Source organism: Pseudomonas sp. URMO17WK12:I11 (assembly GCF_007677725.1).
Classification (GTDB): domain Bacteria; phylum Pseudomonadota; class Gammaproteobacteria; order Pseudomonadales; family Pseudomonadaceae; genus Aquipseudomonas.
Genome location: NZ_VEDF01000005.1, coordinates 245,069 through 260,459 on the forward strand (window position 1 = coordinate 245,069; position 15,391 = coordinate 260,459).

Consider the following 15,391-nt stretch of genomic DNA (forward strand, 5'->3'; position numbering starts at 1 on the left):
GCCCCAGGGTTGCATCAGGTGCGGTATTCGGCGTTGATCTTCACGTATTCGTGGGACAGATCGGTGGTCCAGATGGTCTCGCTGCACTGACCGCGACCCAGTTCGATGCGGATGGTGATCTCTTCCTGCGCCATGACCTGCGAGCCTTGCTCTTCGGTATAGCTCGGGCTGCGCCCACCCTGGCTGGCAATGCACACCTCGCCCAGGTAGACGTCGATCAGACCGACATCCAGCGCTGGCACGCCGGCGCGGCCGACGGCGGCGAGAATCCGCCCCCAATTGGGGTCGGAGGCGAACAGCGCGGTCTTGATCAGCGGCGAGTGCGCCACGGCGTAACCCACGTCCAGGCACTCCTGAGGATTACCCCCGCCGTTGACCTGTACGGTCACGAACTTGGTCGCCCCCTCGCCGTCGCGCACGATGGCCTGGGCCACCTCCATGCACACCTCGAATACCGCTTTTTTCAGCGCTTCGAACAAGGCGCCGCTGGCCTGGGTCACTTGCGGCAGGTCGGCCTTGCCAGTGGCGATCAGCATGCAGCAGTCGTTGGTCGAGGTATCGCCATCGATGGTGATACGGTTGAACGACTTGTTGGCGCCGTCGAGAATCAAGTCCTTGAGCACCCCAGGCGCCACCTTGGCGTCGGTGGCGATATAGCCGAGCATGGTCGCCATGTTCGGCCGGATCATCCCGGCGCCTTTGCTGATGCCTGTCACGGTGACGGTCACGCCATCGTGCTGGAACTGGCGGCTGGCACCCTTGGGCAGGGTGTCGGTGGTCATGATGCCGGTAGCGGCTTCCGCCCAGTTGTTCTCGGACAGATTGTCCAGGGCAGCTTGCAGCGCGCCTTCGATCTTCTCGACCGGCAGCGGCTCGCCAATCACCCCGGTGGAGAACGGCAGCACCGACTCGGCGGGTACGCCAGCCAGCTCGGCCAGCTTGGCGCAGGTGCGCTCGGCGGCAGCCAGGCCGGGTGCACCGGTGCCGGCGTTGGCATTGCCGGTGTTGGTCAGCAGGTAGCGCACCTGGCCCTGCACGCGCTGCTTGGACAGGATCACCGGCGCCGCGCAGAACGCATTCAGGGTGAACACGCCCGCCACGCTGGAGCCTTCGGCGCAGCGCATCACCACCACATCCTTGCGCCCTGGGCGCTTGATGCCCGCAGAGGCGATGCCGAGTTCAAAACCTGGCACCGGGTGCAGGGTAGGCAGGGGACCAAGACCAACAGCCATGAAAGCGCTCCTAGAACATTCGATTGATAGCGAAAAGCGGGGCCGCTTCGCGCCCCATCGCGAGACAAGGCCGCTTCCACGGGGACTGCGCAGCAGCAGGGCTGTGCGCTATCGCGGTGGAAGCGGCCTGGTGTCGCAACAGGGCCGCGAAGCGGCCCCATTCAGGTCAGATCACTCGATCTGACCGTGGCAGTGCTTGAATTTCTTGCCCGAGCCGCACCAGCAAGGCTCGTTACGGCCTAGCTTGAGGTCGTTGCGCACCGGGGCGGCAGCCACGGCTACTTCAGCGCCCTCCTCGGCCAGCGTTTCGCTTTCAAGGCCTGGCGCTTCGGCATGCTGGAACTGCATGCGGCTGGCCAGTTCTTCGGCCTCGCGGCGCAGACGCGCTTCCTCTTCGATCGGGTCTTCGCGGCGCACCTGGACGTGCGACAGCACGCGAATGGTGTCGCGCTTGATCGACTCCAGCAGCTCCTGGAACAGGGCGAACGACTCGCGCTTGTATTCCTGCTTCGGGTTCTTCTGAGCGTAGCCGCGCAGGTGGATACCATGACGCAGGTGGTCCATGGTCGACAGGTGGTCTTTCCACAGGTCGTCCAGTACGCGCAGCAGAATCTGCTTCTCGAAGGTGCGCAGGGCGTCGATACCGGCCTGATCTTCCTTCTCGGTGTAGGCCGAAGTGATCTCGCTCAGCAGCTTCTCGCGCAGGGTTTCTTCGTAGAGGTGATCGTCTTCGTCCAGCCATTGCTGAATCGGCAGCTTGATGCCGAAGTCGCTGGCCAACGAGGCTTCCAGGCCGGCGACGTCCCACTGCTCAGGCAGCGACTGCGGGGGAATGTGCTGGCTGATGGTGGCGTCGAGCACTTCCTGACGGAATTCGGCGATGGTGTCGCCAATGTTCTCGGCCGCCAGCAGGCTGTTGCGCATGTGGTAGATCACCTTGCGCTGTTCGTTGGCGACGTCGTCGTATTCGAGCAGTTGCTTACGGATGTCGAAGTTGCGGCCTTCGACCTTGCGCTGGGCCTTTTCGATGGCATTGGTCACCATGCGGTGCTCGATGGCCTCACCGGACTGCATGCCCAGCGCCTTCATGAAGTTCTTCACCCGGTCGGAGGCGAAGATGCGCATCAGGCTGTCTTCGAGCGACAGATAGAAGCGGCTCGAACCCGGGTCACCCTGACGACCGGAACGGCCACGCAGCTGGTTGTCGATACGGCGCGATTCGTGGCGCTCGGAGGCGATCACGTGCAGGCCACCGGCCTGGATCACCTGCTGGTGACGCTTCTGCCAGTCGGCCTTGATCTGGGCGATCTGCTCAGGGGTCGGGTTTTCCAGGGCGGCGACTTCGGCCTCCCAGTTACCACCCAGGAGAATGTCGGTACCACGGCCGGCCATGTTGGTGGCGATGGTCAGGGCGCCAGGCGCACCGGCCTGGGCGATGATCTCGGCTTCCTTCTCGTGGTACTTGGCGTTCAGTACCTTGTGCTCGATGCCTTCCTTGTGCAGCAGGTTGGACATGTGCTCGGAGGTTTCGATGGTCGCGGTGCCCACCAGAATCGGCCGGCCCTGGGTCATGCTCTCTTTGATGTCGGCGATGATCGCGGCGTATTTCTCGTCGGCAGTCAGGTACACCAGGTCGTTGAAATCTTTACGCGCCAGCGGCTTGTTCGGCGGAATGACCATCACGTTGAGGGCGTAGATCTGGGCGAACTCGAACGCTTCGGTGTCGGCAGTACCGGTCATGCCGGAGAGCTTGTTGTAGAGGCGGAAGTAGTTCTGGAAGGTGGTCGATGCCAGGGTCTGGCTTTCGGCCTGGATGTTGAGATTTTCCTTGGCTTCGATGGCCTGGTGCAGGCCCTCGGAGAGACGACGACCGGGCATGGTACGGCCGGTGTGCTCGTCGATCAGCAGTACCTGACCGTCCTGGACGATGTACTCGACGTTGCGATGGAACAGCTTGTGCGCACGCAGGCCAGCATACACGTGGGTCAACAGGCCCAGGTTGTGCGCCGAATACAGGCTCTCGCCCTCGGCCAGCAGGCCGACCTGGGTGAGCATTTCCTCGATGAACTGGTGACCGGATTCGTTGAGCTCGACCTGGCGGCTCTTCTCGTCGATGGTGAAGTGGCCTTCCTGGGTAACCTGGCCCTCGACCTCTTCAATGTGCTGGGTCAGGCGCGGAATCAGGCGGTTGATCTCGATGTACAGCTTGGAGCTGTCTTCGGCCTGGCCGGAGATGATCAGCGGGGTGCGCGCTTCGTCGATGAGGATCGAGTCGACTTCGTCGATCACCGCGAAATTCAGTTCACGCTGGAATTTTTCTTCCTGGCTGAACGCCATGTTGTCGCGCAGGTAATCGAAACCGAATTCGTTGTTGGTGCCGTAGGTGATATCGGCGCCATAGGCTGCGCGTTTTTCCTCAGGCGGCTGGAAGGCCGAGACGATACCCACGGACAAGCCGAGGAATTCGTACAACGGACGCATCCAGTTAGCGTCACGGCGGGCCAGGTAGTCGTTCACCGTGACCACGTGCACGCCCTTGCCGGACAGCGCATTGAGGTAGACAGCCAGGGTACCGACCAAGGTCTTGCCTTCACCGGTACGCATCTCTGCGATCATGCCCTCATGCAGGGTCATGCCGCCAATCAGCTGGACATCGAAGTGGCGCATGCCCATGACGCGCTTACCGGCCTCGCGGGCGACGGCGAAGGCTTCGGGCAACAGCTGGTCCAGTGTCTCGCCTTTGGCCAGGCGCTCCTTGAACTCTGCGGTCTTGCCCCGCAGCTGCTCATCGGAGAGGGCCACCATCTTCTCTTCGAAGGCATTGACGATAGATACCGTCTTGAGCATGCGTTTGACTTCACGCTCGTTCTTGCTTCCAAAAAGTTTTTTTAACAAAGGCGCAAACATATCGGCAGGATCTTCCACACGTAGGGATGGAGGGCGGCCCCATGAGTCGCCCGTGCAGCCCTGAGGCCGCATGCGAACGAGCATTCTACCCGGAAACGATGGTGAGGAAAGTGGTGGATTGCCACGATGCTGGCACAGCGCTTGGGTGGGGACTTTTCTAAGATAGGGGCATTTTCCCTGAGTTCAACCTCAAGGTGGATGAAACCGTCTGCGCGTACGTTCAGGCTGTGCTGACCGGTGAGCGGGCCAGTGCGGGTGGCACAGTGTTAGACTGGCGATCTTGTAACTTCATGCATATCGCCATGGCCTTCAAACCCTCCCCTGCCCAGCCGCCTGCTGCCCTGCTGCGGCAAAACCGTCCGTTGCGCCTGCTGCTGAATCAGGCCGAGCGCCTTGAGCACCTGCAGCGCCTGCTCGAAAGCCAGCTACAGCCGGCCGCGCGCGAACATTGCCACGTCGCCTCATGGCGCGATGGCACCTTGCTGCTGGTGGTGACCGACGGCCACTGGGCCACGCGCCTGCGTTATCAGCAAAAGCGGCTGCTGGCGGCGCTGCAGGCCATGGAGGCCTTCGGCAACCTGCGGCGCATCCTGTGCAAGGTGCAGCCCCCGCTGGTGCCAGCCAAACGCGGCGGCAACAGCAGCGAGTTGTCTACCTGCGCCGCCGCCACCTTGCGCGATACCGCCGATGGCATCACCGACCCAAAGCTGCGCGCGGCCCTGGAGCGCCTGGCCGCCCACGCCCAGGACAAGCCATAAAAAAGGCCACCCGAAGGTGGCCTCAATGAACTAGAGAGTGTTCGAACTTACACCGCCGCAACAGGGCGCATGTACGAGATCGGTGCCGTGCTGGCATCTTCGAACGTGACCACTTCCCAAGCATCGGTTTCAGCGATCAGCTTGCGCAGCAGCTGGTTGTTCAGCGCGTGGCCGGACTTGAAGCCCTTGAACTCGCCGATCAGGCTGTTGCCCAGCAGGTAAAGGTCGCCGATGGCGTCGAGAATCTTGTGCTTGACGAATTCGTCATCGGAACGAAGGCCGTCCTCGTTGAGCACACCGGTCTCGTCGACCACGATGGCGTTCTCGACACTGCCGCCCAGCGCCAGGTTGTGCTTGCGCAGGTACTCGATGTCACGCATGAAACCGAAGGTACGGGCGCGGCTGACTTCCTTCACGAACGAGGTGCTGGAGAAATCCACGACTGCACTTTGGGTCTGGCCCTTGAGGACCGGATGATCGAAGTCGATCTCGAAGCTCACCTTGAAACCATCGAAGGGCAGGAAGGTGGCGCTCTTGTCGCCCTCCACCACCGTCACTTCGCGCAGGATACGGATGAACTTCTTGGCTGCGTCCTGTTCTTCCAGGCCGGCAGATTGGATCAGGAATACGAAGGGGCCGGCGCTGCCGTCCATGATCGGCACTTCCGAGGCGGAGAGCTCGACGTAGGCGTTATCGATGCCCAGACCCGCCATGGCGGAGAGCAAATGCTCGACCGTATCGACCTTGACGTCCCCGTTGACCAGCGTGGTGGACATGGTGGTCTCGCCAACATTGGCCGCACGCGCCGGGATTTCGACCACAGGGTCGAGGTCGGCGCGACGGAAGACGATGCCGGTGTCGACAGGCGCAGGCTTGAGGGTCAGGTAGACCTTCTCCCCGGAGTGCAGGCCGACGCCGGTGGCACGGATGGTATTCTTCAGGGTGCGTTGTCTAATCATGGCATTGGCCGCTTCAGCGCAATTAATGCGAACAGGTATCAACAAAGGCTGGGGATAATAACAGACCCTGCCTTTGCTGAACACCAATCACCCTTATACCCCTGATAAATTCCATCAATCGGCCTGACGACGCAGGAAGGCTGGGATATCGAGGTAGTCCAGGTCATCCTGAGGGTTGAGTTTAGCTGCCGCCGCGGCGCCTGCATGGGCCTGGTTGCGCATCACGGTCGGACGCTCCAGGTCACGGTAGTTGACGGCTGGCTGCTCCTGACGAACCGGCGCCGGGTTGGACGCCTCGTAAGCCTGCTGGGCAGTCTGCAGGGTGTTGTCGACCACTTTGACCGGCTTCTCGATGCGCGCGCCCAGGCCAGTGGCGACCACGGTCACGTGCAGTTCGTCGCGCATGTCCGGATCGATGACGGTGCCGACCTTGACCATGGCGTGGTCGGAGGCGAAGGCTTCGATGATGCTGCCGACGTCGGAGTACTCACCCAGCGACAGGTCCGGACCTGCGGTGATGTTCACCAGGATGCCGCGGGCGCCCTGCAGGTTGACGTCTTCGAGCAGCGGGTTGCGAATCGCCGCTTCGGTGGCTTCACGGGCGCGATTCGGGCCACTGGCGCAACCCGTACCCATCATCGCCATGCCCATTTCACCCATGACGGTGCGCACGTCGGCGAAGTCGACGTTGATCATGCCTGGGCGCTTGATGATGTCGGAGATACCGCGAACGGCACCGGCCAGGACATCGTCGGCCTTGGCGAAGGCGGACAGCAGGCTGGCATCCTTGCCCAGGATGGTCAGCAACTTCTCGTTGGGAATGGTGATGAGCGAGTCGACGCTCTCGGCCAGCATGCGGATGCCCTCATCGGCGATCTGCATGCGCTTGCGACCCTCGAACGGGAATGGACGGGTCACCACCGCAACGGTGAGGATGCCCATTTCCTTGGCCACTTCGGCGATGATCGGCGCCGCGCCGGTACCGGTACCGCCACCCATGCCGGTGGTGATGAACACCATGTTGGTGCCTTGCAGCACTTCGGCGATGCGCTCACGGTCTTCCAGCGCGGCCTGACGGCCGACTTCCGGGTTGGCACCGGCACCCAGACCTTTGGTCACACCGGTACCCAGTTGCAGGATGGTGCGGGCGCCGATGTTTTTCAGCGCCTGGGCATCGGTGTTGGCGCAAATGAACTCCACGCCTTCGATGCTGCTCTTCACCATGTGGTTGACGGCGTTGCCGCCGCCACCGCCGACGCCGATCACTTTGATGACCGGGCTTTGCGGGACGTTGTCTACGAGCTCGAACATTTTCCCTCTCCTTTCAGTTCTCTAGTTGTCGCGCCTACCACTACTGCTTTGAAACTTAGAAGTTGCCCTGGACCCACCGCTTGAAGCGCTCAAGCACTGGAGCCTTCGGTTCATCGCCATAGCTGTTGCTGCTGGTGTTACCGGTCAGGGGCAGGTCCTCGGACTGCTTGTGCAGGCCGTAGGTGAGCAAGCCCACGCCGGTGGAATAGATCGGGTTGCGCACCACGTCGCTCAGCCCCCGAACGCTGTGCGGTACGCCCAGGCGTACCGGCATGTGGAAGATTTCCTCGGCCAGTTCGACCGCACCTTCCATCTTCGCAGTGCCGCCGGTCAGCACGATGCCGGCCGGCACCAGGTCTTCGTAGCCACTGCGGCGCAGTTCAGCCTGAATCAGGGTGAAGAGCTCGTCGTAACGCGGCTCCACGACCTCGGCCAGGGCCTGACGCGACAGTTCGCGCGGCGGACGATCGCCAACGCTCGGCACCTTGATGGTCTCGCCGGCGCCGGCCAGCTTGGCCAGGGCGCAGGCGTAGCGGATCTTGATCTCTTCGGCGTATTGAGTCGGCGTACGCAGGGCCATGGCGATGTCGTTGGTGACCTGGTCGCCCGCGATCGGGATGACCGCGGTATGGCGAATGGCGCCTTCGGTGAAGATGGCGATGTCGGTGGTACCACCGCCGATGTCCACCAGGCACACGCCCAGCTCTTTTTCGTCATCGGTGAGCACCGAATAGGCCGAAGCCAGTTGCTCGAGGATGATGTCGTCGATTTCCAGGCCGCAGCGGCGCACGCATTTTTCGATGTTCTGCGCCGCGTTGACGGCGCAGGTGACCACATGGACCTTGGCCTCCAGGCGCACGCCGGACATGCCCAGCGGCTCGCGCACGCCCTCCTGGTTGTCGATCACGTAGTCCTGCGGCAGCGTATGCAGCACGCGTTGGTCGGCCGGAATGGCCACGGCCTGGGCGGCGTCGAGCACTCGCTCAAGGTCGGCCAGGCTGACTTCGCGGTCGCGAATGGCGACGATGCCGTGGGAGTTCAGGCTGCGGATGTGGTTGCCGGCGACGCCGACGAAGGCCGAGTGGATGCGGCAGCCGGCCATCAGCTGGGCTTCTTCCACCGCGCGCTGGATCGACTGCACGGTGGATTCGATGTTCACCACCACGCCTTTTTTCAGGCCGCGCGACGGATGGGTACCGATACCCACGATCTCCAGGGTGCCGTCTTCGCCCACCTCACCCACCAGCGCCACCACCTTGGAGGTGCCGATGTCCAGCCCGACGATCATTTTGCCGCTATGCGCGTTTGCCATGGTCCTGCCTCTCTCTAATTCTTCGCAACGGCGGGTTGGGCCGTCGTCGGTGCAATCGGTTCCCGCCAACCAACGGCAAGTCCGTTGGAATAACGCAGATCAATGCGGGCGATGGTGGTGATCTGGTCTTTGAGTGTCTTGTCGTAAATGGCAATGAAACGGCGCATCTTCTCCACCAGATGGTCGCGCCCCAGCAGCAGCTCGATGCCCGGGCCGGCGCTGCTCGCACCGGTGGTCAGGAACCAGCTGCCACGCTCGCGCAGCTCCAGGCGAGCGATGGAAAAGCCCAGGGGGCGCAGCATCTGGCTCAGTACCTGATACTGCTGCATGACTTGTTGCTGAGCACGTTGCGGACCGGCCAGTTGCGGCAAGTGCTCGTAGTTGGCCAGCTCGCGAGGGGTGAAGGCCTGGCCCTGGTTGTTGAGCAGCGCCTCGTCACCCCAGCGCGCTACCGGCAGTTGTTCTTCCAGGCGGATGACCACCTCGTCCGGCCACACGCGGCGTACTTCGGCGTGGGCGATCCATGGCATCTGCTCGAGCTCGGCGCGCATCGCCGGCAGGTCGACGCTGAAGAAGCTCGCCGCCACGTAGGGTGCGATGCGTTGCTGCACCGACTGCTGGCTGATGTAGCTGAGGTCGCCCTGCACGTCGATCTTGGTGATCGGGCGGTCGGCATACGGCATCAGGCGAATGGCCCCTTCATAGGCACCAAAGCCTGCGGCCACCAGCACGATCGGCCACAGCAGACGCTTCAGGCCGCCCAGGCTGGGCCGCGGCAGGCGCGCCGATACGGGCTCGTCGGCCACCAGTCGGCTGGCACCGCGCGGCACCGGCTTGCTGCGGCCGGTAACGGGTTGCTGCTGACGTATCATTGCGCCTTGCATGATGATTAACCTCGCGATGCCACGCTGTCGGCCAGAATCGCCAGCACCAGCTGCTGGAAATCCAGACCAGCCGCGCGGGCCGCCATGGGCACCAGGCTATGATCAGTCATGCCGGGTGCGGTGTTGACTTCGAGCAGCCAGAAACGGCCCTGCTCGTCCTGCATCACGTCCAGCCGGCCCCAGCCTTCGATGCCGATGGCATCGCAGGCGCGCGCGGTCAGGTCGATCAGTTCCTGCTCCTTGGCACTGTCCAGCCCGCACGGGATGCGGTACTGGGTGTCATTGGCGATGTATTTGGCGTCGTAGTCGTAGAACACGTGCGGGGTACCCAGGGCGATCGGCGGCAGCACCTGGCCACGCAGTACCGCGATGGTGAACTCCGGGCCGTGAATCCATTGTTCGACCAGGACTTGCGAATCGTACTTGGCGGCATCCTTCCACGCGGCGACCAGCTCCTGCACGCTGGCGACCTTGGCCATGCCGATGCTGGAGCCTTCATGCGCCGGTTTGACGATCAACGGGAAGCCCAGTTCCGTGCCTGCAGCAATACAGTCATCTTCACTGCTCAATACGGCATGTCGCGGGGTCGGAATGCCCAGGCTCTGCCACACCTGCTTGGTGCGCAGTTTGTCCATCGCCAGTGCCGAGGCGAGAATGCCGCTACCGGTGTAGGGAATCCCCAGGCACTCAAGCAGGCCTTGCATGCTGCCATCTTCGCCGCCACGCCCGTGCAGGATGATGAACGCACGGTCGATCTTTTCATTGAGCAGGCGCGCCAGCAGGTCATCGCCCACGTCGATGGCCACCACGTCGACCCCTGCCGCGCTCAGGGCGTCGATCACCGCGGCACCAGACTTCAGCGACACCTCACGCTCGGCGCTCTTGCCGCCATACAGGACGGCGACGCGGCCAAACGCCTTCACATCCAGGGTCGAATGCAATTGTGGGTAGGCGTGGCTCATTGCGACTTCTCCTGCTTGGTGCCAGCGAACAGTGGGCTTTTCATCAGTTGCGGAGCCAGCCCGCCTACGTCGCCGGCACCCTGGCACAACAGGATGTCGCCGGCACGCAGCAGCGGCTTGACCAGCGGCGCGAGCTCCGCGCCACGTTCGATGTAGATAGGGTCGAGCTTGCCGCGCTGGCGAATGCTGTGACACAGCTGACGGCTGTCGGCACCGGGGATTGGCTCTTCGCCGGCCGGGTAGACCTCCATCAGCAGCAGCACATTGGCCTCACCGAGCACCTGCACGAAATCGTCGTACAGGTCACGGGTGCGGCTATAGCGGTGCGGCTGGTAGACGATCACCAGGCGGCGGCTCGGCCAACCACCGCGCACGGCCTTGATCACCGCGGCGACCTCGGTCGGGTGATGGCCGTAGTCATCGACCAGCATCACACTGCCATCGTCGACCGGCAGTTCGCCGTATACCTGGAAGCGCCGGCCGACACCCTGGAAGCCGGACAGGCCCTGGACGATGGCCTCGTCACTGATGCCTTCGTCAGAGGCAATGGCGATGGTGGCCAGGGCGTTGAGCACGTTGTGGTTGCCGGGCATGTTAACCGACACCTCGAGCGGCTCGCGGTCGCGGCGCAGAACGGTGAAGTGGGTCTGCATGCCCTGCTGGCGCACGTTGATGGCGCGAATGTCGGCCTCTTCGCTGAAGCCGTAGGTCACCGTCGGACGCTTGACCTGCGGCAGGATCTCGCGCACCACCGGGTCGTCCAGGCACATCACGGCCAGGCCGTAGAACGGCAGGTTATGCAGGAACTCGACGAAGGTTTTCTTCAGCTTGTTGAAGTCGCCTTCGTAGGTCGCCATGTGATCGGCGTCGATGTTGGTGACCACGGCCACCATCGGCTGCAGGTGCAGGAAGCTGGCGTCGCTCTCGTCGGCTTCGGCGATCAGGTAGCGGCTGGTGCCCAGCTGCGCGTTGGTGCCGGCGGCGGTCAGGCGGCCGCCGATGACGAAGGTCGGGTCCAGGCCCCCGGCGGCGAACACCGAGGCGAGCAGGCTGGTGGTGGTGGTCTTGCCGTGCGTGCCGGCCACGGCGACGCCATGGCGGTAGCGCATCAGCTCGGCCAGCATCTCGGCACGCGGCACCACAGGGATGCGGCGCTCCAGGGCCGTGGCGACTTCCGGGTTGGCCGGGTTGATCGCGCTCGACACCACCAGTACGTCGGCGTTGGCCGCGTTTTCGGCACGGTGTCCGACGAAGATCTCGGCACCGAACGACTCCAGGCGCTCGGTCACAGGCGAAGCCTTGAGGTCCGAACCCGATACCTGGTAACCCAGGTTCAACAGGACTTCGGCGATGCCGCACATGCCAACGCCGCCGATACCGACGAAGTGGATGCGATGGATACGGCCCATCTTCGGCTGGGGCATGGCTTTCTGGTTTTCAACCATGGGCCACCTCCAGGCAGATATCGACCACGGTGCTGGTTGCAGCAGGTTTGGCCAGGCGCCGTGCGGTGCCAGCCATGGTGTTGAGTTTCTCGGGTTGCATCAGCACCTCGTTCAGGCGGTCGGCCAATTGCGCCGCGCCAGTTGTCGCTTGTGGCATGAGGAAGGCAGCGCCTTCACGGGCCAGATATTGGGCGTTATGGGTCTGGTGGTCGTCGATCGCGTGGGGCAACGGCACCAGTACCGAAGGCAGGCCTGCCGCCGCCAGCTCGCTGACGGTCAGGGCACCGGCCCGGCAGACCACCATATCGGCCCAGCCATAGGCGTGGGCCATGTCTTTGATGAACGGTTGCACCTCGGCCTGCACCCCGGCTTCGCGGTAACGCTCGGCAGTGGCTGGCGCGTGGTGCTTGCCGGCCTGGTGAAACACCTCCGGGCGCAGCGCCGCAGGCACTTCGGACAGGGCCTTAGGCAACAACTTGTTCAATGGTTCCGCGCCCAAGCTGCCGCCCATGACCAGCAGGCGCGCCCGGCGTTCGGCCAGCGGCGCACGCTCGGCGCTCATGAACAGCTCGGCGCGCACCGGATTGCCGGTGGTTCGCAGCTTGTCGCTGGCGCTGAAGGTCGCCGGGAAGGCTTCGCAGACCCGCGCAGCCATTGGCAGCAGCAGACGATTGGTGGTGCCGGCGCGGGCATTCTGCTCGTGGATCACCAGCGGCACGCCGCATAGCTTGGCTGCCACGCCGCCAGGGCCGGTCACGTAGCCGCCGAAGCCGACCACGCACACCGGCTGGAGCTGACGCACGATTCGCCGCGCCTGCAACACGGCCTTGACCAGGGTGAACGGGGCCTTGAGCAACGACAACTTGCCTTTGCCGCGCAGGCCGCTGACCTGGATCAGGTGCAGCGGCAGGCCGGCCTGCGGCACTAGCTCGTTCTCGATACCGCGCGGTGTGCCCAGCCAATGCACGCTGTAGCCGCGCGCCTGGAATTCGCGCGCGCAGGCCAGCGCCGGGAATACGTGGCCACCGGTGCCACCGGCCATGATCAGTACGTTTTTGCCGTCAGCGCCCATGACTGGTCTCCTCGGCAAAATCGCTCTCGCTGAATTCGTGCTCTTCACTGCCCAGGTGCGTGCGGCTTTCCCATTCGATGCGTAGCAGTAGGCCCACGCAGGCGCAGCAGATCACCAAGGACGAGCCACCATAGCTGAGAAACGGCAGGGTCAACCCCTTGGTCGGCAGCAAACCGACGTTCACCCCGATGTTGATCAGGAACTGGCCGATCCACAGGAATGCCAGGCCGAACGCCATGTACGCGGCAAAGAACTGCTTGGCCTTCTCGGCCCACAGGCCGATGTAAAGCGCACGGACGGTAACGAAGACGAACAGGGCAATGGTCAACAGCGAGCCGACCACGCCCAGCTCCTCGGCCAGCACCGAAAACACGAAGTCGGTGTGCGCTTCAGGCAGGTAGAACTGCTTCTGCACACTGTTGCCCAGGCCTACGCCCAGCCATTCACCGCGGCCGAAGGCGATCAGCGCCTGGGTCAGCTGGTAGCCAGAGCCGAACTGGTCGGACCACGGATCGGTGAAGGTGATCAAGCGCGCCATGCGGTAGGGCTGCGCCTGCACCAGGACGAACACGGCGAACACCGCAAGCACCACCATCAGGCTGAAGCGGAACAGTCCCACACCACCGAGGAACAGCATCGCCGCAGCCGCGCCCATCATCACCACGGTGGCGCCGAAGTCGGGTTCCATCAGCAGCAGCACGGCCATCGGCAACAGCACGATGAACGGCTTGAAGAAGCCCATCCAGGTTTCGCGCACCTCGGTCTGACGCCGCACCAGATAGCCGGCGAGGTAGATGACCACGAACACCTTGGCGATTTCCGAAGGCTGCACGTTGAAGAAGCTGAAGCCGATCCAGCGCATCGAGCCGTTCACTTCGCGGCCGATGCCCGGCACCAGCACCAGCACCAACAGACCGAAGGCGCCCAGCAGCATCATGAAGCCCATGCGCTGCCAGGTGGCGATCGGCACCAGCATGGTGGCCCCGCAGGCGACCAGGCCGAGGAACACGTACACCAAATGGCGGAACATGTGGTACAGCGGGTTGCCCGATTGCACGGCGGCCACTTCCGAGGAGGCCGAGGTAATCATCACCAGGCCAAGGCCCAGCAGCGCCAGGCAACCGGCGAGCATGGCGAAGTCGAGGTCGATGCCGCGGCCGCTGATCAGCGGCGATGGGTAAGGCTTGAGGATGCCGAAGATCATGCAAGCTCCCCCGCCGCCTGGGCGAACAGGCGCCCACGCTCTTCGAAATTCTTGAACATGTCGAGGCTGGCGCAGGCCGGCGACAACAACACCGCATCGCCCGGCTGAGCCAGCTCGGCGCAGCGCTGCACGGCCTCCTCCAGCGTCTTGACCCGCACCTGCTGCACCTCGCTGCCCAAGGCGCCTGCCAGACGCTCGGCGTCTCGGCCGAGCAGTACAACGGCGCGGCAGAAGCGCTCGACCGGCGCGCCTAATGCGGCGAAGTCGGCCCCTTTGCCATCACCACCGGCAATCAGCACCAGCTTGCCGTCGATGTCGGCACCCAGGCCTTCGATCGCAGCCAGGGCAGCACCGACATTGGTGGCTTTGGAATCGTCATACCAGTTGACCGCACGATGTTGGCGAATCCATTGGCAACGGTGAGCCAGGCCCTTGAACTCGCGCAGTGCTTCGAGCATCGGCGCCATCGGCAGGCCGGCGGCATGGCCCAGGGCCAGGGCCGCCAACGCGTTGCTCTGATTGTGCGCGCCACGAATCTTCAGCTCGCGGACCGGCATCAGGGTCTGGAACTCGAATGCCAGGTATTTTTCGCCATCGACTTCACGCAGGCCGAAGGCCTTGAAGTCCGGTTGATTCAGGCCGAAGCTCCAGCACGGCCGGCCTTCGACCGGCAACGGCCGGCTCAGGGCGTCCTGGCGGTTGACCACCACCTGGCGGGCGCCCCGGAAAATCCGGTGCTTGGCCAAGTGATAGGCCGGCAGGCCGCTGTAGCGGTCCATGTGGTCTTCGCTGATGTTGAGCACGGTCGCGACTTCGGCGTTGAGCTGGTCGGTGGTCTCCAGCTGAAAGCTCGAGAGCTCCATCACGTACAGCTCGATATCGTCACTCAGCAGATCCAGCGCCGGCGTGCCGAGGTTGCCGCCCACGGCGACCCGCTTACCGGCCTTGGCAGCCATTTCGCCCACCAGGGTAGTCACGGTGCTCTTGGCATTGGAGCCGCTGATGGCGACGATCGGCGCCTTGGCATGCCGCGCGAACAACTCGATGTCACCCGACAGCACCACACCCCGCGCTGCAGCCTGTTGCAGGGCTGGGGTAGCCAGGGCCAGGCCCGGGCTCACGTACAGCTCGCTGGCACGGCAGAGGAAGTCGACGTCCAGTTCACCACAGCGCACTTCCACCTGCGGGTAATCACGGCGCAGGGTTTCCAGTTCCGGCGGTTGCTCGCGGGTGTCGGCGACCGCAAAGGCGATGCCCCGGTTCGCCAGGAAGCGAACCAGGGACATGCCGCTCTTGCCGAGGCCGACAACGATGCGGAATTGGTCGGAAGCGATCAATGACACGC

12 protein-coding genes are annotated in these 15,391 nt (G+C 63.7%); 1 reads left to right on the plus strand and 11 read right to left on the minus strand.

Features of this window, described 5'->3' with window-relative positions; genetic code table 11:
- Nucleotides 1-14: 14 nt before the first annotated feature.
- Both argJ and secA read right to left on the minus strand, forming a co-directional pair.
- Nucleotides 15-1,232, minus strand: a complete 1,218-nt coding sequence (gene argJ, locus FS665_RS12180) for a bifunctional glutamate N-acetyltransferase/amino-acid acetyltransferase ArgJ (protein ID WP_145188282.1) — start codon at nucleotides 1,230-1,232, stop codon at nucleotides 15-17.
- Between the two features lie 171 nt (nucleotides 1,233-1,403).
- Nucleotides 1,404-4,139: a preprotein translocase subunit SecA gene (gene secA, locus FS665_RS12185; RefSeq protein ID WP_145188285.1), complete on the minus strand. Its 2,736-nt coding sequence runs from the start codon at nucleotides 4,137-4,139 to the stop codon at nucleotides 1,404-1,406.
- A 302-nt stretch (nucleotides 4,140-4,441) separates the two neighbouring features.
- On the opposite strand from secA, the gene FS665_RS12190 reads away from it, so the two are divergent.
- Nucleotides 4,442-4,897 (plus strand): DUF721 domain-containing protein, encoded by a 456-nt coding sequence (locus FS665_RS12190; protein ID WP_145188288.1) that lies wholly within the window; start codon nucleotides 4,442-4,444, stop codon nucleotides 4,895-4,897.
- Between the two features lie 47 nt (nucleotides 4,898-4,944).
- On the opposite strand, the gene lpxC is transcribed toward FS665_RS12190, so the two are convergent.
- The 9 genes from lpxC to murD all read right to left on the minus strand — a co-directional run bounded on the left by lpxC (nucleotide 4,945) and on the right by murD (nucleotide 15,389).
- Nucleotides 4,945-5,856: a UDP-3-O-acyl-N-acetylglucosamine deacetylase gene (gene lpxC / locus FS665_RS12195; RefSeq protein ID WP_145188291.1), complete on the minus strand. Its 912-nt coding sequence runs from the start codon at nucleotides 5,854-5,856 to the stop codon at nucleotides 4,945-4,947.
- A 114-nt stretch (nucleotides 5,857-5,970) separates the two neighbouring features.
- On the minus strand, nucleotides 5,971-7,167 hold the full coding sequence (ftsZ, locus tag FS665_RS12200) for a cell division protein FtsZ (protein WP_003251871.1): 1,197 nt from the start codon (nucleotides 7,165-7,167) through the stop codon (nucleotides 5,971-5,973).
- 55 nt (nucleotides 7,168-7,222) lie between these two features.
- Complete coding sequence (ftsA, locus tag FS665_RS12205; RefSeq protein ID WP_145188295.1) at nucleotides 7,223-8,479, minus strand: cell division protein FtsA; 1,257 nt, start codon at nucleotides 8,477-8,479, stop codon at nucleotides 7,223-7,225.
- 14 nt (nucleotides 8,480-8,493) lie between these two features.
- Nucleotides 8,494-9,363, minus strand: coding sequence for a cell division protein FtsQ/DivIB (locus FS665_RS12210; protein WP_145188298.1), 870 nt, complete (start codon nucleotides 9,361-9,363; stop codon nucleotides 8,494-8,496).
- Nucleotides 9,364-9,368: 5 nt separating this feature from the next.
- The gene (locus FS665_RS12215; protein ID WP_145188301.1) at nucleotides 9,369-10,325 is read right to left on the minus strand and encodes a D-alanine--D-alanine ligase; all 957 of its coding nucleotides are present in this window, start codon (nucleotides 10,323-10,325) and stop codon (nucleotides 9,369-9,371) included.
- The gene (gene murC, locus FS665_RS12220; RefSeq protein ID WP_145188304.1) at nucleotides 10,322-11,770 is read right to left on the minus strand and encodes a UDP-N-acetylmuramate--L-alanine ligase; all 1,449 of its coding nucleotides are present in this window, start codon (nucleotides 11,768-11,770) and stop codon (nucleotides 10,322-10,324) included. The genes FS665_RS12215 and murC overlap by 4 nt, the downstream gene beginning before the upstream one ends.
- The gene (gene murG / locus FS665_RS12225; RefSeq protein ID WP_145188307.1) at nucleotides 11,763-12,842 is read right to left on the minus strand and encodes an undecaprenyldiphospho-muramoylpentapeptide beta-N-acetylglucosaminyltransferase; all 1,080 of its coding nucleotides are present in this window, start codon (nucleotides 12,840-12,842) and stop codon (nucleotides 11,763-11,765) included. The genes murC and murG overlap by 8 nt, the downstream gene beginning before the upstream one ends.
- Nucleotides 12,832-14,046: a putative lipid II flippase FtsW gene (ftsW, locus tag FS665_RS12230; protein WP_145188310.1), complete on the minus strand. Its 1,215-nt coding sequence runs from the start codon at nucleotides 14,044-14,046 to the stop codon at nucleotides 12,832-12,834. The genes murG and ftsW overlap by 11 nt, the downstream gene beginning before the upstream one ends.
- On the minus strand, nucleotides 14,043-15,389 hold the full coding sequence (gene murD / locus FS665_RS12235) for a UDP-N-acetylmuramoyl-L-alanine--D-glutamate ligase (protein WP_145188313.1): 1,347 nt from the start codon (nucleotides 15,387-15,389) through the stop codon (nucleotides 14,043-14,045). Before murD ends, ftsW begins: the two co-directional genes overlap by 4 nt.
- Between the last annotated feature and the right edge of the window lie 2 nt (nucleotides 15,390-15,391).

Coding starts and splice junctions, on each gene's coding strand:
- FS665_RS12190 (WP_145188288.1), top strand. CDS start 4,442: ATGGCCTTCAAACCCTCCCCTGCCCAGCCGCCTGCTGCCCTGCTGCGG.
- secA (WP_145188285.1), bottom strand. CDS start 4,139: ATGTTTGCGCCTTTGTTAAAAAAACTTTTTGGAAGCAAGAACGAGCGT.
- ftsW (WP_145188310.1), bottom strand. CDS start 14,046: ATGATCTTCGGCATCCTCAAGCCTTACCCATCGCCGCTGATCAGCGGC.
- murG (WP_145188307.1), bottom strand. CDS start 12,842: ATGGGCGCTGACGGCAAAAACGTACTGATCATGGCCGGTGGCACCGGT.
- FS665_RS12215 (WP_145188301.1), bottom strand. CDS start 10,325: ATGAGCCACGCCTACCCACAATTGCATTCGACCCTGGATGTGAAGGCG.
- ftsA (WP_145188295.1), bottom strand. CDS start 8,479: ATGGCAAACGCGCATAGCGGCAAAATGATCGTCGGGCTGGACATCGGC.
- lpxC (WP_145188291.1), bottom strand. CDS start 5,856: ATGATTAGACAACGCACCCTGAAGAATACCATCCGTGCCACCGGCGTC.
- FS665_RS12210 (WP_145188298.1), bottom strand. CDS start 9,363: ATGCAAGGCGCAATGATACGTCAGCAGCAACCCGTTACCGGCCGCAGC.
- ftsZ (WP_003251871.1), bottom strand. CDS start 7,167: ATGTTCGAGCTCGTAGACAACGTCCCGCAAAGCCCGGTCATCAAAGTG.
- murC (WP_145188304.1), bottom strand. CDS start 11,770: ATGGTTGAAAACCAGAAAGCCATGCCCCAGCCGAAGATGGGCCGTATC.
- argJ (WP_145188282.1), bottom strand. CDS start 1,232: ATGGCTGTTGGTCTTGGTCCCCTGCCTACCCTGCACCCGGTGCCAGGT.